Consider the following 18,951-nt stretch of genomic DNA (forward strand, 5'->3'; position numbering starts at 1 on the left):
ACCCCAATCCCGCGCATCTACAACGCCAGCCCGCTCCGGACCCGGTCGGTGATCTGCCCGGCCAGCGCCATCACGTCGATCTTCGGGGTGATCCACTGGATGTCCTTCGCCTCGGGCAGCCGCAGCGGCTGGTCGGACTGGTAGTGGAACGGCGCGACCAGACCGAACTCCAGACCGGTCGCGTACGCGTAGGCGGCGAGCTCGTACGGCCAGCTCTTCTCGCCCAGCAGCCGCGCCTTGGCCGTGATGTCCGCCGCGATGCTCAGGGTGAGCACCGGCTGCACCCTGATCTCGGCCTTCGCGTCGAAGGACAGCACGTTCCGGGCGTACACCAGCGCCGCCTCCGCGTTCAGACCGCCCTTCAGCAGCACCCCGCCGGTGACGCTGATGCCGCCGGTGACGCTGGCCACGCCCGCCGAGAGCCCGGCCGCCGCCCGCACCCGCAGCTCCAGGCCCGCCTCGGCGGGGAGCACCAGCCGGGCCTTGGCCCCGACCTCCAGGTCGGTGTCCTGCTCCAGCGGGTTGAAGGCCGCCGCGATCACCAGGTCTCGGATCTCGCCCGGTCCGAAGCTGTACTTGAACGCCGCTGCGGCGCTCAGCTGCGCCACCAGGCCGAGCGAGACCGGGCCGAGCGGCACGGCGAAGAGCGGGATCTCCGGGAACGGGATGTCGAAGATCTGGTAGCGGTTGCCCCGTGGCTCCAGGAACCGGTACGGCGGGAAGCGCAACTCGCCCTCGACCCGCAGCCGATGGTCGGGGGAGAGCAGCACGGCGGCCCGGCCGACCAGGCCGGGCCGGATCTCCAGCTGGACCTCGCCCCTGCCCGAGATCCGGCCCTCCCGGTCGAGCACGGCGACGAGCTGCCCGCTCACCCGGTCGCGCTTGAGCCTGATCGTGCCCTTGCCGGTGAAGTGGCCCTCGTCGTAGGCGAGGTCCATCGTGCCGTCGAGGCCGAGCACGGTGAAGGTGGTGTGCCCGGAGCCGGTGACATGCTCGCCGTCGTAGGAGGCCCGCAGCTCGAACGGGTGCAGGCCGGGTACGGTGACGGTGCCGTGCCCGGAGTAGACCAGCCGGTCGTCGCGTCTGGCCACCTTGAGGTCGATCGGGGTGCCCAGCACCGACAGCTCGACCTCCCCGGTCGCGTCCCAGTGGCCGCCCGCGAAGCCGACCGACACCGCGCCGCCGGTCACCAGCCCGGCCCGGGGCGTGGCCCGCAGGTCCAGCCGGCCGGTCAGCCCGGTGTGCGGGCGGTACGTCACCGCGGCCTCGGCCCGGTCCAGTCCGGGCACGGCGGCGTGCAGCGTGCCGGTCGCGAACAGTCCGGCGGCGTCCGCCCCCGCGGTCAGGTCACCGGTGAGGAGGCGGGCGAGCTCGAAGCCGAGGTGGCCGCCTGCCGTGAAGTCCGGTCCGAGGGAGATCGCCAGCGAGGCGTCGGTGATCCTGAACGGCGGCAGCGAGAGCTTGCTGCGGTCCGGGCTCACCGAGGCGTGCAACCCCTCGCGGTCCAGCGTCACCGCGATCGGCACCCGGTTCAGGAGCGGGATGCTCGGGGTGATCGTGCCCTTCCCGACCAGGCCCTCCTCGGCCATCCTCAGGTCGAGGTGGCCGGTGCTCAGGTACGGGTAGGTGAACTCGATCCGCTCGGTCTTGTTCGGGAACTCCAGTCTGCCGGTGGCGGCCGGGTCGACCACCTTCAGGGGGAAGTCGCCGCCGCCCTTGAGCGGGGAGACCGCCAGCGGCACCCGGGTGCCGGCCCGGACGCCCTCGAAGCTCGCGGTGACGGTGTCGTGGCTGTGGTCCACCGTCCGGTGCAGCGACTTCAGCAGCATGCCCGGGATCAGCTCGCGCGCCGGGTGGTTGGCCTGGTCGCCGGCGATCGGGTCCGGCACGGTCGGCCGGATCTCGGGCGCCACTCTCAACACGTGGGAGGCGGGCCCCGCCGAGACGGGGTAGGCGATCCGGTCGGCGAAGGCCTTCTCCAGCTCGGCCCGCTGTGCCTGGTTCGGCCGGGTGCCCGCTGCCAGATCGGCGAGGGCGGTGCGGTGCACCGCGATGGAGTTCACCGCCTGGCCCCGGCGCTTCGCGATCACCGCGTCCTGCTGCTCCGGTCCGGCGGGCAGCGTATCCAGGGCCGGCGCCTCGTAGGCACCTTTTTGGACGACGCCGGAGAAGCGCAGGGTCAGACTGCGGGGCTCGAAGTCCGGGTTCTGCCGGTTCAGCGCCTTCACGACCTGGCTCGCGGCGTTGCGCAGATCGGTCCAGATCCTGACCCCGCTCGCCCGGTTGTCCTTGGCATCGTGCGGGGCGAGGTTGGCGGGCACGTTGGTGCCGCCGAGCTGGAGCTCGACGATGTGGTCGATCTGGGTCGTGTCGGCCCGCGACTCCGGCCGGAACTCCCCGGACTTCTGCTCCTTCCCGCCCGCCTCGTACCACCACTGGCGGGCCAGCTCCCTGGGCCACTTGACGCGCTGGAGCCAGAGCTGGCGCAGTTCGTCGGTCGGCGCGCGCTTCTGCCACAGCTCCGCCCGGATGTGATCGCCGCTGACGTCGGTGACGGCCTGCAGGGCGCTGCCGCCCTTGGCGTTCATCGTGGTCAGGGCCTCGTACTCCTCCTTCCACGGGCCCTTCTCCTGGGGGAGGACGAAGGCGCCCAGGTCGACGAGGACGACGGCCGGGTCCTCCTGGAGCTGCCGCACCGTCTCGACGGTGCGCTCCTCGCCCGCGTACGTGACCGTGAAGGGCTGCCAGACCGTGGCGGGCGGCGGGGTCTCCTCGGCCCGGCCCAGGAAGGGCGCCGTCGCCCGCTGCCAGGACCAGCCGTGCGGCAGCGAGCGGTCCGAAAGCGCCGCGGCTCGCTCGGCCTGCCGCTCCAGCGCGGCCGAAGCGGCGGGCAGGCGGGCGCCGTCCGCGGCGAGGAGGTTCGGGGCGTGCGGGACGCCGCAGTGCTGGGCCACGTGCGCGAGCTCGTGGGCGATCAGCGCGCGGCCCGGAGCGGTGAGCGGGTCGTAGGAGCCGTGCGCGAAGACGATGTCGTGGCCGACGGTGTACGCGCGGGCGCCCAGCGAGCGGGCGGCGGCGTCGGCCTCGGGGCCGGTGTGCACCCGGACGGGCGTGAAGTCGTGCCGGAAGTTGGCGGACAGCCGGTCGCGGGTGCCCGCCTCCAGCGGTCGGCCCGGTCCGGCGAGGCCGGTGCCGGCGGACGGGGTGCTCATCTCCGCACCGCCCTCGCCACGGCCTCCGCCAGTTCCTGCCCCAGCCGCTCGCCGCCCGGGCCCCGGACGGGGGACTCCGGGTCGTCCGGGCCCGGCACCCGGGCGTCGGTCACCGGTGTGCGCGGGGTCGCCGGATCGGCCAGCAGCTGTGCCAGCCGGCGGCGGAAGACCTCCAGGACCTGCGGCACGTCCGCCTCCCGGACGCCGCGCAGCACCAGGTGCTCGATCTCCACCTCGATCGGCGCGGTGGCGCCGCCGCCCGTCCACGGGCCGGCCGGGGCACTCATGCGCCCACCTCGCTCAGCACGGCGGACGGCTCGCTCAGCACGCCCGTCCTGGTGATTCGCTCGCTCACTCCCACCCCCGCAGCTCGTGCGAGGACAGTGGGCGCTCCAGCTTCTCGCACTCGATCCGCACGGCCTCGCGCACGTGCGCCATCCGTACCGGCTCGTCCGCATCGGCGGCCAGGAAGGCGGCGTGCAGCGCGAGTTGGGCGATCGTGCCGCCCGCCACCGCGACCTGCGCGAGCCGTACCGGGTCCAGCCCGTCGACCGGGACGCCGACCGGGAACGCCCGCTCCCAGAGCCGGGCCCGCTGCTCGGCGTCCGGGAAGGGGAAGGTGACCACGAACCGCATCCGCCGCAGGAACGCCGAGTCCAGCGCCTCCCGGGTGTTGGTGGTCACGATGCAGATCCCGCCGAACGTCTCCAGCCGCTGGAGCAGGAAGCTGACCTCCAGGTTCGCGTACCGGTCGCGGCTGTCGTGGACGGCGGTGCGCCGACCGAACAGCGCCTCGCCCTCGTCGAAGAGCAGGACGGCCCCCGCCTCGGCGGCGGTGAAGAGCCGGGAGAGGTTCTTCTCGGTCTCGCCGATGTACTTGCTGACCAGCTGGCCGAGGTCGGCGCAGACCAGGTCGCGTCCGAGCTCGGCCGCCACCGCCTCGGCCGCGGTGGTCTTCCCCGTGCCGCTCGGCCCGCTGAACAGGGCGGTGACCGCCAGACCCCGCTGGCCCGGCCCGGGGTGCCCCCACTCGTCGTGCACCCGGCCCCGCTGGCGGACCTGCGCCAGCAGCGCCCGCAGCGCCCGCTCGGCGGGCTCGGCGAGCACCAGCGAGTCGAGCCCGCGCACGGGGCGGTGCAGTCGGGCGAGGCCGTGCAGCGGTTGGTCGGCAGTGGCGCGGCAGGCCGTCACGAGGTCCGGCAGCGGGACGGCCCCCGAAGCGGGGGCGGCGAGCCGGACGCCCCGCTCGACACCCAGCACGATCGTGGCCGGGGTGAGCGGGGCGCACTGCGCCAGCTCGGCCAGTTCGGCCGGGCCGGCCGACAGGCCCGCGTCCGCCAGCGCGGCGGCGAACAGCTCCCGCCGTTCGCCCGGGCCGGCGGCCGGCAGCCGCAGGACGGGCTGCGCGCCGGCGCCGGCCGTCGGCTCGGCGAGCGAGAGGACCACCGGGACGCCGTACGAGCCCGCGTCCACGGCGAGGCGCAGCACCGCGGGCGCCAGCCCGGCGGAGGCGGCCGGGTCCCCGTCGGTGCCGTGCTCGGGGCCGACCGGCCGGTCCGGTGCCTCGATCAGCAGCAGACGGCCGCCCAGCGCCGCCTCCCGGGCGAGCAGGCGCCCGTACAGCTCGGCGGTGGGGGCGTCGTGCGGTACGTCCCCGGCCTCGGTCACCAGCGTGGTCAGCCCCAGTGCGCGGGCCGCCTGTACCGCGGCCTGGCGGCGCGTCAGACGGTCCTCGCCGACCAGCGAGACCGGGCGGGGGAGCGCGGCCGTCCCGGGAGCGACCAGGGCGGCGAGCTGCCCGGCGGTCGCCAGCTGAGCCGGGGTCAGTCGGCAGAGGTCCTCGGCCGTCCGCGCCCGCCCGCGCAGCCGCTCGTCCAGGGTGACAGCCCCGACCAGGGCGTGCAGCACCCGCTCGTCCACCGCGAGCGGCAGCTGGGCCAGGCCGCCGTACCGGCCGGGCGCGGGCTCCAGGGGCAGGTCGGCCAGCCGCCAGTGTCGCAGCGGTGCGTCGGGCAGGAGCGCGCTCCAGTGCGGGTCCGCAAGCGTGGCGAGCGCCCGGGAGAAGGTCGCCGGGCCGGTGGCGCAGGGCAGGCCGAGTTCGGGCGCCGCGGCGGCCAGCAGGACGTCCTGTTCGAAGCGGGTGAGGCCGAAGAGGCGCGTGATCCGGTGCAGCGCGACGGGCGTGCCGGTGTCCGCCGCGACCTCGGCGGCCAGCAGCGCCGCGGCCCGCTCGGGCTGCTCGGCGTCGGCCGGGCGCCCGTCCAGCCGGGCGGCGACGGCCCCGGCCTGCATCACGAGGTGCCGTTGGTTGTCCCGGGCCCAGACGGCCGTCGGCGCGGCCTGCGGCGGCGGGGCGGCGGTGCCGGCGCCGGTGGCCGGCCGGTCGTCCTCGGTGGTGGTCACAGGGTCACCTCCTGCGGCAGGAAGAGGCCGTGGAGGTCGAGCGGCGGGAGGCTCCGGACGCCGTCGACCTCCAGCGTCACCCGGTAGTCTCCGCGCGGCGCGGCCGTCAGCGAGACGCTGATCGAGGCCTGCGGCGCGGGTGCCACATCGAGCGCGAGCGCCACGGTCGCATCCGGGCGCACCCGGTCGAGCAGCAGCCGCACCCGCCGTTCCGATCCGGTGAGCGGCGGGAGGACGCCGGCGGTGAGGGTGCCGTCGTAGCCGCCCGCCCCGGGGTCGGGCGTGGCGGTCACCGGGCCGAGGGTCGGCAGGACCGTGAACGCGAGGGGGGCGCCGGCCAGGGCCGGAGCGGTGACGGACACGGCAGGGTCGAGCGGCGCGGTCAGTCGCAGGACCTGCACGGTGTGCAGGCCGGGCCGCACCCCGGTCAGCGGGATGGTCAGCTGTGTGGTGTCCACCACCGTGGCCGGGGCGGGGGCGCCGTCGACCAGCACCTTGAGGGTCTCGCCGGGCAGCGGTGCGAGGGCCGAGCCGAACAGCCGCAGATCCGGCATCGGGGAGGCCGCCCTGACCGGTGCGCCCGGGCCGTCGGGACCGGCCACGGTGTCCAGCCGGGGGCCGTTCAGCACCCGGGCGCCCAGGCCGGTCCGGAGCACCGGCAGGACGGTGCCCGGGACCTCGGGGGACTCCACCACGACGGGCCCGGCGACGACCGCCAGGCTGAGGGCGAAGGCCCCTGGCTGGTACAGCGCCCAGATCCGGGTCAGTTCGTCGATGCTCAGCGACTCCGGCTGGATCCGCACCCGCTCACGGGCCCGGGCCAGGTCGTTGCCGGCGATCTCGTGGTGGGCCGCGGTGGCCTGGTCGATCAGGTCGGCGAACACCTCGGGGGTGGCGTGCAGGGCGGCCGCGCAGAGCGCCAGCAGCTGCTCGCTCTGGTAGACGCTCCCGCCCCGGAAGGTGAGCAGGTAGTGCAGCTCCAGCGCCGTCCGGGGGACTTCGCGCAGCGTGCCACCGTACGGGGGGCGGGTCGGCAGGTCGTCGGCGGCCAGCGAGGCGTTGCGGCCGATCCGGTACAGGTGGACGCCGACCACCGGCGGGTTGGCGTCGTCGTCCAGCGCTCCGGCCTTGACGGTCACCCGGGGATTGACCTGCGCGGCGTCGATGCGCACCTGCAGCAGGGTCACCAGGGAGGCGGTGACGGTCGGAACGGCGAGTGCGTTGCTCATCCGGGCCACCCCCCGCCGTGCCGGCGGTGGGCGGCGAGCAGGTCGGGGTGCCGGCCGGCGGCCGGCGCGGGCGGTGCGGCCGGGACCGGCTCCGCCGCGGCGGGCGTCACGACCAGCTCCACGCGGCCGATCCGGACGACCACCGGCGCCGGTGCGGGCGTCTCGGTGCTCCGCCCGCGCCGGGTTGCCCGGCCGGGCGTCGACGGGGCCGGCGCGCCGTGCGCCGGATCGCCGGGGCGGGGGCGCAGCACCACGGCCGGCGGCAGCGTCGGGGCGGCGGCCGCGTTGTCGGCGGTCCGGCTGACGGGGAGCGGCCCGGGTCCGTCCGGTCTGGCGGCGTGGTCGGGGTCCTGCGCTCTGAGGCCGGGCTCCCGGGCCGGTCCGGCGACCGGGCCGAGGCCGGCGCCCGGTGTGCGGCGGCGCGGCGCGGGGTGCGCCGGGGCCGCCTCCGGAGGCCCGGCGACGCTCTGCTCGGGCCCGTCCGGCCGTGCCGCCGGAGTACGGTGCTCCGCTCGGACCGGGCCGAGTGACACACGCCGTTCGGCGGCCGGCGGACGGGCCGTCCGCGGGTACGGCTTCAGCGGTGCGGGAGCCTCGGATCCTGACGCGTCGAGGCCGGTGGGCACCGGCCGCTCACCGGCCTCGGGGCGCGGCCCCGATGGGGCGGCCCAGGTCTGAGGGTCCGCCGGCCGACCGTGCTCGGCGTCCGGCCAGGCCGGGAACCCCGGCGGATCGGCCGGGCGGGACGTCCGGGCGCTGTGGAGGCGGGAGGCGGCCGCGGCCCGGGCGGCGAACCAGGAGAGGTGGGACTCCGCGGTGCTGCGCAGCAGCGGCGTGGCGGACGCGTCCCGGCCGTTGCCCGACTCCGGCCGGGGGTGATCCGGGCCGGGGGCGGCGGGGCCGGCCGTCATCGCGCGGGCGACGAGGCGGCGCAGGAGGCCCACCGGGGCAGGTGCCGTCACTGGTCACCGTCCCAGGCTTCGCCGTCCGCGACGAGCGTCAGGTAGCCGGCCCGGCGCGGTGCGGGAAGTGCCAGCACCTCCGGTTCGGTCCAGCCGTACGCCATGGCGAGGGCGTGGACGTCGGTCATCAGCCGGCGGGGCGGGGTGAGCCGGGCGGCCAGTTCGGCCGCCGGGTCGAGCACGGCCGGCACCGGGGTGGCGCAGGCGACGCAGGAGAGCAGCAGCTCGATGTCGGCGAGCGGGTCGGCGGCCGCCATGGTGGTCTCGACGGCCGCGACGGTCGCCTCGTCCACGGTGTGCCAGGCCGTCACGCAGCGGTCCAGCAGCAGCCGTCGGGCCTGCTCGGCCGGGTCCGGAACGGTCGGCGCCAGCTCGGCGAGCGCCTCCAGGTCCGCGCCGGTGGGCAGCCGGAAGGCGGGCAGGCCCTCCGGCGGGCGGGGCCCGGACGGAGCGTGGGCGGCATCGCCCAGCAACTCCACCAGGTCGACGGCGGCGTCCAGCCGTTCACCGCAGGAGGGGCAGTCGAGCACCCACTCGACCAGCGAGCCGTACGTCGAGGCCACCAGGGCGAGCAGCAGCGCATTGCGGTCGCCGACGCTGAGCGCCCGCAGTTCGTCGGGCTCGGGGCGGCTGCCGCCGAGCTCCGCGACCACGGTCGCGAGCACCAGGGTGACCCAGTGCTCGCCACCGGGGCCGTTCCCGCCGAGGGCCGCCTCGTCGGCTCCGGTGAGCACGCGTACGGTGGCCGTCGTCGCGGGGCGCGCCGCCAGGCCGTGCCGCAGCCGTACCGGGCGCGCCGGGCCGATACCGAGTCCGGGGATCATACGGAGAACGAGACCTCCTTGGGCTCGACCACGGCCGGATCCCGCTCCCAGCCCTCGTTCTCGAGCTTGATGTGGGCGAGCGCCACCGCGTTGGCGTTGGCGTCGAGGTCCGGCAGCGACTGGTACTCGCTCACCCAGCAGCGGAACACGTTGTAGGCGATGACGAGTTGGCCGGCCTCGTTGTAGAGCTCGATCACGATGTCCTTGCGGAAGTCCGCGAGGCTCACTTCCGCGCCGAGGGCGGCGCCGTGCTGCCAGACCTTGGACGCCCATGCCTCGAACTCCAGGTCGTGGGTGACTCCGCGTTCGAGCGTGATCGCCTCGTACTTGGTCCGGCCGGGCGAGCGGCGCGCACTGGACGGGTCGCCGCCCTCGCGGAACTCCACCACCTCGGTGGTGCGCTTGAGACTGCTGACCTTGCTGACGCCCGCGACATAGCGGCCGTCCCACTTGACCCTGAACTTGAAGTTCTTGTACGGGTCGAAGCGATTGGTGTTGACGGCGAACTGGGCCATGAGTGGGCTCCCCTCAACTCTGCGTCTGACCGGCGAGCTGCTGAAGCCGGATGATCACGAACTCGGCGGGCCGCACCGGCGCGAAGCCCACCAGGACGTTCACCACGCCGAGCCCCTGGTCCGTGTTCGTCGTCGTGGTGGCGTCGCAGCGGACGAGGTAGGCCTCCTTCGGGGTGCGCCCCGCGAAGGCGCCCTGCACGAACAGGCCGTGCAGGAAGGACCCGATGTTCAGCCGGATCTGCGACCAGAGCGGTTCGTCGTTGGGCTCGAACACGGCCCACTTGAGCCCGATCAGCAGGCTCGACTCCAGGAAGTTGGCCAACCGCCGCACCGGGACGTACTTGTAGTCCGAGGAGGAGGCGTCCCCGCCGGCCAGGGTCCGCGCACCCCAGCAGACCTGGCCGTAGGCGGGAAAGCTGCGCAGGCAGTTGACCGCGATCGGGTTCAGGGTGCCGTTCTCCGGGTCGGTCAGGTCGTAGCCCAGGTCCTGGACGCCGAACAGCTTGGCCTCCGTCCCGGCCGGCGCCTTCCAGACGCCGCGCGCCGCGTCGATCCGGGCCATCAGGCCGGCGATCGTGCCGCTCGGCCCGACCGAGCGCAGAAGGTAGCTGCGGGTCGGGTCGGCGATGTCGAGACGGGGGTAGTACAGGGCGCTGTACTCGTCGCGGACGAAGCTGTGACTCTGGAGCCAGTCGCGCAGCGCGGTCGGGCTCTTCAGGTTGCTCGGGGGGTCGAGGAGCAGCAGGGCGCGCTTGCGGCGGCAGTAGGCGATGGCGTTGCCGACGGCTTTGCTGTACTTGGCGTCCAGTGTGTTGTCCGAGGCGAACGGGTCGCTGTCCGAGGCGCGCTGGTTGCCGAGGCTCGGCAGGCACAGGAGCGTGAAGTCGGTGTTCTCCAGGGCGAACATGCCCGATCCGGTGCCGACCTCGCTGCCCACGAGCTCGTCCGCGCCGGGATGGGCGCCGTCGCCGCCGCCCGCCAGCACGACGGCCCCGGCGTGGGTTGTCGCGCCGTTCAGGCTGAGGGCGGTTGCGGTGTGGTCGTCGTGGTCGTTCTCGACGGTGACGGTGAGCTCGGAGGCGGCACCGGGCAGGACCTGGAGTCGGCTGGTGGTGGGGTCGGCGCTGTCGGGGACCACCCGCACCACGGCCTGGGACCAGACGGGCTTGTTCGCCACGGCCGTTCGCAGGGCCGACTGGAAGGCGGCGGCCAGCGTCTCGACGGAGTCGGGCTTGCCGGGGAAGGTGATCGTCCTCGCGGGGAGTCCCTGGATCGTCACCGTGACACCCAGGGTGTTCGTGTCGGGGAGTGCCCCCTTGTCGACCACGGCGGAGGAGACCAGCCCGCTGGGGGCGGGCTGGGAGGGAGCGTTCGCTCCCGTCACGGGGCCGACGGTGACCAGTTCGGACACCGCGTTGACGGCCGTCGTGAGGTAGAGGGGGTCGTCGGTCTTGGTGTGGTCGGTGGTCAGCCCCCGGTAGGTCTCCTGCCGCAGGACGGTCCGGTTGCCGGTGTCACCGCCCAGCAGGCTGATCACCAGGTCGAATCGGTCGGGGTCGGTCGCCGTGAGGACCTGGACGCGCAGGTCGTTGCCCCACGTCCCCTCGTTCAGGGCCTGGACGGTGAACGCGCCCGCGCCGCCGGCCTGTGGAACGTCGGCGTGGGCCCGGCCGAGTGCGTCGGCGCCGGCTCCGGGGGCGGCTACCCGGACCACGTAGGCCCGCGCGCCGCCGTTGAGGAAGTACTGCTGGAGTGCGAAGGACGTGTCGCTTTCCGTGTGCAGGCCGCCGAATTTCCGCTCGACGTCGGCGAAGGAAAGGACCTCCTCCGGGCTGTTCATCGGACCGCGTGGAAACCAGCCGATGAAGGCCGCGACCGCGGTGGGCACACCGACGATCGGATGCACACCACTGGGCACCTCTTCGATGTACACGCCCGGGAACGTGGGTGCGGTGGGCATGGGCGCTCCTTTCGTCAGCGGAATCCCTCGCAGTCTCGCGACGGTCTGTCACCGTGCCGTCCGATCCGGCGTCACAGTGGCGTCACATCGGCCCGGTTCATCCGGATGGCGTACGCGGGACGCCGCACCGAACGTCTGACGGGCCTCGGCCCCAGCGACGGCGGTGTCGCGCGTGCGGGTGAACGGGTGCGGCACGGCGGCACCGTGACGCGGGGACGTTCCCGGCGGCGGTTAGAACGGGGGGATGCGCCTACCGTCCCTCGCCGCGCTCCCCGCCGCGGCCGTGCTCGCCATGCTCCCCGGCACCGCCCACGGGCTCGCCCCCGACGCACGGGAGCCGGCCGTCCGGCCCGTGCCCGTTGCCCCGCCCGCTTCCGGCCCCCTCGCCGGGTTGCTGCCGTCCGTGCCGCTGCCGCCCGTGCCGCGACCGACCGGATCGCTGCCGACCGGACCGCGGCCGGACGAACCGCTGCCGGAGTACCGGTTCACCGGAGCCGGGTTCGACGCCTGCTCGGCGCCGCCGCTGGAGGCCCTGTCCGTCTGGCACACCGCCTCGCCGTACGGCGCGGTGAACATCTACAGCAGCGGTGGCCAGCGCGCCTGCTCGCAGGGCCGGCTGACGCCGCAGTGGGTGGCCCAGGTCCGCGCGATGGGGTGGCAGCTGGTGCCCACGCACGTCGGGCTCCAGGCGCCCTGCGCCGCGCGCCCGGACAAGCCGCTGCGAATCGACCCGGACCGGGCCGAGGAGCAGGGCGGCGAGGAAGCGGCCGAGGCGGCGCAGGCGCTGCAGACGCTCGGGCTGGGACCGGGCAGCCCGGTCTACCTCGACATGGAGGCGTACCCCTCGGGCGATGCGGAGTGCAGCCGGGCGGTGGTCGACTTCACCGCCGGCTGGACCAGGGCCCTCCAGGAGGCCGGGTACCGGTCGGGCTTCTACTCCAGCATGGACTCCGGCATCGCGGACATCGTCGCCGCCGCCCAGGCCGGATACTCCCCGTTGCCGGACGCGATCTGGTACGCCCGCTGGGACGGCAAGCCCACGACCACCGGCCAGGCCGGGCTGCCGGACGACCTGTGGACCGGCCACCGCATCCACCAGTACCGGGGCAGCGCCAACGAGACGTACGGCGGGGTGACGCTCAGCGTCGACCGCGACCAGATCGACGGCCTGGTGGCGGGCGGCTCCTGAGCCCTTGGCCGCCGGCTGTCACCGCTTACCCGTCAGCCGTCAGCCGTCAGCCGTCAGCCGTTCCCGTGCCATGACGGGCCGTCGGGGGCGGGGGCAGGGTGGCGTTCCAGGACGGCCCCGACGATCCGCAGGAGCCGCTGACCCGCGTGCTCGACGCTTCCGTTCTGGGCGCTCACCTGGGCGCCTTCCAGGAGGAAGGTGAGCTCCGCCGCCGCCTCGTCCGGATCGGGCAGCCCGGCCCGGGTGCAGAGGTCGGTGAGGCGGCGCAGCTGCCCGGCCTTGTGGGCCTCGATCAGCCGACGCGCCGGGTGGGCGCGGTCGGGCAGTTCCGCGATGGAGTTGATGAACGGGCAGCCCCGGTGGGAGATCCCGGGAAGTCCGTCGGCGATGAACCGGGCCATCCCCAGGATCTGGGCCCGGGGGTCGTCGGGGTGTGCGTCCGCCAGCCGGTCGAACGCGGCGGTGTAGTCGGCGGCGACGATGCGCAGCCATTCCTCGACCAGTGCGTCCTTGGTCGCGAAGTGGCGGTAGAGCGCCATCTTGGTGGTCGCGGCCCGGTCGGCGATCGCCTGGACGCCCACGGCCTTGATCCCCTCGCGTGCGAAGAGCTCCTCCGCCGCGTCGAGGATCCGCTCCCGGGGCGGCAACGTGGCCACCCTGCTCTGCCGGCCGGCCCTGTCGGCTCCGTCGACCCTGTCCGTGCTCACGATGCGGCCCTCTCCGGTCCGGTGGGGCGTTGCGCCGCCTGCTCCCGATGCTACGGTACCGCTCGGTCCCTCACAATACCGATCGGTATCGTGAGGGACCGAGCGGTATTGCCGACCGGTGTCGATCCTCCTGAACGGACGAAGATGAAGCTCTCCGAGTACGTGACCCACGACGGCGTCGGCCTGGCCGACCTGGTGGCCCGCGGCGAGGTGACCGCCGCGGAACTCGCCTCGACCGCCCGGCTCGCGTCCGAGGCGGTGAACCTGCGGATCAACGCCGTCGTCGAGACCTGGCCCGCCCAGGACGCGCCGACCCCGGGCAGTACCCCGCTGGCGGGGGTGCCGTTCCTGATCAAGGACCTCGCCGTCACGATGGCCGGCCGACGGGTGGAGCTGGGCAGCCGTATCGCCGCCGGGAACGTCGCCGGGGCCGACTCGGCGCTCATGACGCGCCTGCGCCGCGCCGGACTGGTGACGCTCGGACGCACCGCCACTCCGGAGTTCGCCTACAGCACCACCACGGAAGGCGTCCTGTACGGCCCCACCCGCAACCCCTGGGACCCGACCCGCAGCCCCGGCGGCTCCAGCGGCGGCTCGGGAGCCGCCGTCGCTGCGGGCATCGTCCCGATCGCGCACGCCACCGACGCGGCGGGCTCCATCCGGGTCCCCGCCGCCGCCAACGGCCTGTTCGGACTGAAGCCGACCCGCGGCCGGATATCCATGGGCCCCGACGCGGACGAGATCTTCAACGGCCTCGCCGTCCACGGCGTCCTCAGCCGCTCGGTGCGCGACAGCGCCGCGCTGCTGGACCTCGTCCACGGCCCCGAGGCCGGTGACCCCTACTCCGCCCAGCGGCCCGAGCGGCCCTATGCGCAGGAGGTCACCCGCTCCCCGGGCAGCCTGCGGATCGGCCTCCTCACCCGGCCCTGGGGCGGCCGGGCCGTCGAGGGCACCGTCGTCGACGCCACCCTCCGCTCCGCACGACTCGCCGCGTCCCTGGGGCACCGGGTGGAAGAGGTCCGGGTCGACCTCGGCGTCGACTGGGAGGACTTCGTCCTGGCCAACGCCCGCCTGTGGACCACCAATCTGGCGACCTGGATCGACGGCCTCGCCGCGGAATCCGGGCGGCCGGTCGACTCCACCACCCTCGAACCCGAGACGCTGGCCTCCTACGCCTACGGGCAGCAGGTCAGCGGGACCGACTTCGTCCACGCGCTCGCGATGCGCAACAGCGTCGCCCGCGCCGTCGGCCGCTACTTCGCCGACTACGACCTGCTGCTCACCCCGACCCTGCCCGAACTGCCCGTCCCCCTGGGCACGTACGCCGAGGGCGCCGCGGGCACCGACGCGCTCGGCTGGCTCCGGCAGGTCCTCCACCGCTCGCCGTTCACCGCCGCGTTCAACGTCGCCGGCACCCCCGCCATGTCCGTCCCCCTGGAGACCGATCCCGCCACCGGACTCCCCGTCGGCATCCAGTTCGCCGCGGGACACGGCCGTGAGGACGTCCTGTTCCGTCTCGCCGGCCAGCTGGAACAGGCCGCTCCCTGGGCACACCGGACCCCCACCGTGTGGGCGGGCAGCCCCCACGGCGCCTGACCGCGCCCCCACCCCGCCACGCCGACGGGCCCGGCAGAGCCGCCCGGGCCCGCGGCGACCCCGGCGCACGGCCGGGCCGACGTGGCCATGGCCGTCAGCCTTGCCGCCGTCGCGGCAGTGGTCGCCGTTGCCGCACAGCGCCGCGAGGTCACCGGCCGCTTCCTCGCCGCCCGCACCGGCGCGGACCCGAACGCGACGACGCACTCGCCCGCACCGGACGTCACGCCAGCAGGCGCAGGCGCGTTGCGGAGACCCCGAGGCGCACGCTCTGGCCCCAGGCGAGCTCCAGGGCGTCCGCCTCGATCCCGTCGCCGAACGCGACCAGGTGCTCGGACTCGACCGTGAGCACCAGCTGCCGTCCGGCCGCCAGCAGGCCGTGCACCAGGCCGGTGCCGGTGGTGGGGGAGGGCCACGCCTCGCGGACGAACCAGGCCAGCGCACGTGCGTCCGGGGCGGGCAGGTCGAGCGGGCCGCCGCGCTCCAGCCAGGCCGAGCGGCACCAGCCGGTGGCGCCCGTACCAGTGCCGACCAGCACCCCCGAGGAGGCCTGCGGTTCGGGATCGCCCTCGACGGCCAGCCGGTAGCGCGCCGTCTGGTGGCCGGGCTGTCCGACGTACACCTCGTTCAGGGCGAGCAGCCGCTGGCCGTCGTCCGCGACGGCCTCGACCATCGTCCGCTCCTCCAGCTGCCCCTCGCCGCGCGCCGCCGCCCGCAGCAGCGCGGGCAGCGCCTCCACCCGGTGGCGCACCAGCACACCGGCGTTGCGACCGGGCTCGGCGTCCACGCCGACCACCGGCTGGCCGTCCAGGTACTTGGCGACGTTGGCCACCAGGCCGTCCTGGCCGACCACGGCCACCACGTCCCCGGGCTCGAAGAGGAAGCGCGGCAGGTCCGCCCGCTCGACCCGGCTGCGCCGCCAGTCCAGCGGCACGGCCGCCGCCGCCCGGGCGAGCGCCGCCGCCTGCCGGGCGTGGCGCTGCTCGACCTCCTCCGCCGAGCGGCCCCGCGAGGCGAGGAAGAACGCCGCCTGCCCGGGCGTGCCGTGACGGGCCACCAGCTCCTCGTACTCGGTGCGCCGGTGCACCAGCACCACCCGCGGGGCGAGGGTCACCGCTGCGCCCCGGGGGCACCGAGGCGGGCCAGCAGGCCGGTGAGCACGTCCGGGGTGAGCGTGACGCTGTCGATCCGCGGCAGGTGCTCCGCCAGCCGCATCAGCGCCAGCGCCCGCAGCACCGCCGGATCGGCCTGCTGGTGGGCCGCCAGCCAGGCGGCCTCCGCCGCCGCCCGGGCGTCGCCGAGCTCGCGGGCGGCCTGCGCCTCGGCCGCGGCCAGCCGGGTGCGGCGCAGCGCCTCGGCGTCGGTGCGGACCCGGTCGGCGACGGCCTCCTCCTCCGCTTCGAGCCGCCGGTTGGCGCCCTGCTGGGCGAGCAACTGCTCCTCGCGGCGGGCGAGTTCGATCCGGTTGGCGAGCTCGTTCTCGGCGATGCCGCGCTCGTGCTCGACGGCCACCGCGCGGCGCTCGAAGGTCGCCCGGTCGGCCTCCTGCTGCACCAGTTCGCGGGCGGGGGTGCGCAGCGCCCGCTCGACCTCCGGCTCGGGCCGCAGCGCCACCACCCGTACGGCGATCACGGCGAGCCCGGTCTCGGTGATCCGCGGCTCGTCGGCCAGTCCCTCGGTCATCCGCTCGCGCACCGCGCTGACCCCGTCCGCGAGGGCGGCGGCGAGCGGGGTGCGGGCGAGCAGGCCGAGCGCGTGCTGCTGGGCGGTCTCGGTGAGCAGCGTGGCGAGCTGGTCGAGCGGGGCCGCGCGCCAGGCGCCGGTGTCCGGGTCGATTCCGAAGTCGACGCGGGTGGCGGCGGTGGCCGGGTCGGTGATCCGGTAGGTGAGCGTCGCCTGGACGGTGACGTCCTGGAAGTCGGCGGTGCGGGCGTGGAAGAGCATGGCGAGCTCCCGGTCGTCCACCGGGACCTCGGAGATCGCCGCGGTCAGCGGCCGGAACCAGAACGCCAGTCCGGCCCCCTCGTGGGCGACCCGCCCGCGCCGCAGGTGGCGGATGTGGGCGGTGGGAACGGCGCGCAGGTGGCGCAGCCCGAGTCGTCGGGTGATGTCGGCCATCGGAGGACCCCCTTTTCGTCATGACGACGATATGGCGCCACCCCCTTTTTCGTCAAGATGACGAAAAAGGGGGTGCTGGGCGGCCGGGGGTCGTGTCCTGCCCTGCGGTCAGCAGTGCTCTTCCACGTAGAGCAGGCGGCGGTCCGCATCCGTACGGAACTCGTGCGCGAGGTAGCGGTTCGCCGTCCGGCTTCCGCCGGGCCCCCGGTAGCCGTCCTTGACCTGGTCCCAGAGCATCGGGCGCTCGACATCGGCGACGAGCCGGGGGCGAGTGCCCCCGCTCTCTCCGAGCACGACGGTCGCGGCGCGGTCCTTCATCAGCCGGCGCACGGCGCGGAGATCGACCCGCTTCTTCCGGAGCCGCCACGCGGTGCCGGTGTCGTCGATCAGCTGCACCGGCGCCTCGAGCCGATCCGGGTTCATGGGGAAGGCCTGCATGGTGGGAGTGTCCGACATCGCGCCGGACGAGGTCACCCGCTTTTCGTGGGAGGGCGGCGCCCGGCTCGGTCAGGTCGTGCTCCGCCGGCCGGCCGGATGGCCATCCGTCGGACGGGCCCTACGGGCGGAGCTGGATCGCCGGCGCCGTCGTGTAGCCCATGAGCAGGCCGAAGGCGACGCGTGGACCGGCGACACGGACGGTACGGGCGAAGGCATCGGTGGGTGCGGTCGTGCGGCCAGTCGGACCGTCACCGGTGAAGGGCGGCGCTGCACCACTCCTCCGCGAAGGGTCGGCAGAGCGTGGACGGGGTCAGCGCCCCGTACACCACCAGGTTGTCGGTGCCGGAGGCGAAGGTGAGGGTCAGCGTCTGGCCCGGGCCGACCATGTCGGTCAGCCTCCAACGGCCCTCGCCCGGGTACCAGGGGCTCGCGAGGGAGTCTCGCGCCTCCGTTGCCGTGGTCGCAGCGGTGACGCGGAAGCCGCCGTCGGCCGCCAGGGTGAGGGTCTCGCCGTTCGGGCCGCTCCAGGTGCCGACGACGGCCCGGTCGGCGGGATCGGCGGACGTCCACGGTTGCTCGGCCTCGTACCCGGTGACACCCCACGCCGCCCCGGCGACGGCCAGGCAGACCGCCGCCGGCGCCGCGCACCCGCGCAGCCACCGGGCCCGGCCACCGGCCCGCGAGCCGGCGACGGCGCCGAAGGTGGCGACGGCGGCGATGGCCAGCGCCTGCAGCGGCCACAGCAGTGCCAGCAGCAGGCCGAGGTCGCACCAGGCCAGCCAGGCCAGGCCCGACTCCTCGCTCCGGGAACGCCGCACCTCAGCCCCCACCAGGCCGACCACCCCCGCGCCGACCGCCCACAGGGCGGAGAACCGCAGATAGGGCCCGAAGTCGCCGGTGTCGGTCGGATTCGGTCCGCTCCAGTCCACCAGCGCCGACAGCGCGACCGCTGCCACCACCACGGCGATCCCCGCAACGGCGAACGCCGTCAGCAGGAACCGCTGCGCCCCCCGGCCGGCCCGTGCCCACGCCGTTGTGCCCGTTCCCGGCACGACCTCGTCCTCGTCGTCCACGCGTCCCCCGTCGTCGCGATGCCCGCTGCCCGGCCAGACGATAGCCACCGCAGGCCCGGCGCGGATCGGACCGTCGGGTTCCGGTACAGAACTGCGACAACCCGCTCGGCGACGCCTCGGTCCCACCCGCGTTCGAGTGGTGTCGGGCCGCTGCCCGCTCTCCTCCCTGTCTCGGATCGGCTGCGCGTCATCGGGCTCGACGTGACCGAGCCCGAGTGCGGGCATCCCCTCGCTACGGAGAGCGATGTCGCCGACGCGGTGTAATGGGGTCGGGTCGGTCGGTGACGCAGCCGGGGTCGGGGTTGGTGAGGGTGCTCACACGGGGAGGGGTGGCACGACGGCGGGTAGTGCTGTCCGGTTCGTGCTGTTCCGTTCCGTCCGGTGGGGGGTGTTCGTGCAGGTGGGGGCGGGCCGGGGTGGTCGGGGCGGCCGGGTCCTCGGGTTGCTGCCGGTGTGTGTCGGCTACGACGGGGGGTCGTAGCGAGGGGGGCTTGGAGGGGGCTGTCGCGGTCTGGCACCTTGGCATTCGTCGTCAGCCACACCGGTTCCTGTCCCGCCGGGTGCGGCTCACTGCCGTGTCACTCCCCGTGACCGTTTCGGCCCCTGTCCGGCCGCGGTCGGGTGGGGAGTGAGCGCGGCCCAACCCGATTGAGGTCCTGCTCTACATGCCCGCTTTCAAGCTCCGTATGCGTACCTCTGCCGCTGTTCTCGTCGGTGCGGCCGGTCTG

Annotated in this window: 15 protein-coding genes; 2 read left to right on the plus strand and 13 right to left on the minus strand. The window is 74.8% G+C overall.

The features are described 5' to 3' along the window. Nucleotides 1-17: 17 nt before the first annotated feature. The 8 genes from ABTY56_RS19115 to ABTY56_RS19150 all read right to left on the minus strand — a co-directional run bounded on the left by ABTY56_RS19115 (nt 18) and on the right by ABTY56_RS19150 (nt 11,105). Entirely contained in the window at nt 18-3,212 is a 3,195-nt protein-coding gene (locus tag ABTY56_RS19115) for an eCIS core domain-containing protein (protein ID WP_350630090.1), read from the minus strand. Further along, complete coding sequence (locus tag ABTY56_RS19120) at nt 3,209-3,499, minus strand: hypothetical protein (protein ID WP_350630091.1); 291 nt, start codon at nt 3,497-3,499, stop codon at nt 3,209-3,211. Before ABTY56_RS19120 ends, ABTY56_RS19115 begins: the two co-directional genes overlap by 4 nt. Before the next feature lie 64 nt (nt 3,500-3,563). After that, nucleotides 3,564-5,615 carry an AAA family ATPase gene (locus tag ABTY56_RS19125; RefSeq protein ID WP_350630092.1) on the minus strand — a complete coding sequence of 684 codons (2,052 nt, stop codon included), beginning with the start codon at nt 5,613-5,615 and terminating at the stop codon, nt 3,564-3,566. After that, complete coding sequence (locus tag ABTY56_RS19130; protein ID WP_350630093.1) at nt 5,612-6,844, minus strand: Pvc16 family protein; 1,233 nt, start codon at nt 6,842-6,844, stop codon at nt 5,612-5,614. The genes ABTY56_RS19125 and ABTY56_RS19130 overlap by 4 nt, the downstream gene beginning before the upstream one ends. After that, nucleotides 6,841-7,806, minus strand: coding sequence for a hypothetical protein (locus ABTY56_RS19135; protein WP_350630094.1), 966 nt, complete (start codon nt 7,804-7,806; stop codon nt 6,841-6,843). Before ABTY56_RS19135 ends, ABTY56_RS19130 begins: the two co-directional genes overlap by 4 nt. Further along, the gene (locus tag ABTY56_RS19140) at nt 7,803-8,630 is read right to left on the minus strand and encodes a hypothetical protein (protein WP_350630095.1); all 828 of its coding nucleotides are present in this window, start codon (nt 8,628-8,630) and stop codon (nt 7,803-7,805) included. Before ABTY56_RS19140 ends, ABTY56_RS19135 begins: the two co-directional genes overlap by 4 nt. Further along, nucleotides 8,627-9,145 (minus strand): phage tail protein, encoded by a 519-nt coding sequence (locus tag ABTY56_RS19145; protein WP_097239622.1) that lies wholly within the window; start codon nt 9,143-9,145, stop codon nt 8,627-8,629. The genes ABTY56_RS19140 and ABTY56_RS19145 overlap by 4 nt, the downstream gene beginning before the upstream one ends. Before the next feature lie 13 nt (nt 9,146-9,158). Next, the gene (locus ABTY56_RS19150; protein ID WP_350630096.1) at nt 9,159-11,105 is read right to left on the minus strand and encodes a phage tail sheath C-terminal domain-containing protein; all 1,947 of its coding nucleotides are present in this window, start codon (nt 11,103-11,105) and stop codon (nt 9,159-9,161) included. A gap of 244 nt (nt 11,106-11,349) precedes the next feature. Here ABTY56_RS19150 and ABTY56_RS19155 point away from each other — a divergent pair, with 244 nt between their 5' ends. Further along, nucleotides 11,350-12,294 carry a DUF1906 domain-containing protein gene (locus ABTY56_RS19155; RefSeq protein WP_350630097.1) on the plus strand — a complete coding sequence of 315 codons (945 nt, stop codon included), beginning with the start codon at nt 11,350-11,352 and terminating at the stop codon, nt 12,292-12,294. 53 nt (nt 12,295-12,347) lie between these two features. Here ABTY56_RS19155 and ABTY56_RS19160 read toward each other — a convergent pair whose 3' ends face one another. Next, a complete protein-coding gene (locus ABTY56_RS19160; RefSeq protein WP_350630098.1) occupies nt 12,348-13,001 on the minus strand; it encodes a TetR/AcrR family transcriptional regulator in 654 nt (217 codons plus the stop codon). Between the two features lie 144 nt (nt 13,002-13,145). Between ABTY56_RS19160 and ABTY56_RS19165 the strand changes: the two genes are divergently transcribed. After that, entirely contained in the window at nt 13,146-14,597 is a 1,452-nt protein-coding gene (locus ABTY56_RS19165; RefSeq protein WP_350630099.1) for an amidase, read from the plus strand. Nucleotides 14,598-14,817: 220 nt separating this feature from the next. Here ABTY56_RS19165 and ABTY56_RS19170 read toward each other — a convergent pair whose 3' ends face one another. The 4 genes from ABTY56_RS19170 to ABTY56_RS19185 all read right to left on the minus strand — a co-directional run bounded on the left by ABTY56_RS19170 (nt 14,818) and on the right by ABTY56_RS19185 (nt 18,223). Then, nucleotides 14,818-15,708 (minus strand): NAD(+)/NADH kinase, encoded by an 891-nt coding sequence (locus ABTY56_RS19170; protein ID WP_350630100.1) that lies wholly within the window; start codon nt 15,706-15,708, stop codon nt 14,818-14,820. Continuing rightward, nucleotides 15,705-16,712, minus strand: a complete 1,008-nt coding sequence (locus ABTY56_RS19175) for an SPFH domain-containing protein (protein WP_350630101.1) — start codon at nt 16,710-16,712, stop codon at nt 15,705-15,707. Before ABTY56_RS19175 ends, ABTY56_RS19170 begins: the two co-directional genes overlap by 4 nt. Nucleotides 16,713-16,820: 108 nt before the next feature. Further along, the gene (locus ABTY56_RS19180) at nt 16,821-17,150 is read right to left on the minus strand and encodes a hypothetical protein (protein ID WP_350630102.1); all 330 of its coding nucleotides are present in this window, start codon (nt 17,148-17,150) and stop codon (nt 16,821-16,823) included. Between the two features lie 248 nt (nt 17,151-17,398). Then, nucleotides 17,399-18,223, minus strand: coding sequence for a hypothetical protein (locus ABTY56_RS19185; RefSeq protein ID WP_350630103.1), 825 nt, complete (start codon nt 18,221-18,223; stop codon nt 17,399-17,401). Nucleotides 18,224-18,951 lie beyond the last annotated feature (728 nt).

Origin of the sequence: Kitasatospora sp. NPDC097691, assembly GCF_040302665.1 — a bacterium.
In the GTDB taxonomy this organism is placed as follows: Bacteria; Actinomycetota; Actinomycetes; order Streptomycetales; family Streptomycetaceae; genus Kitasatospora.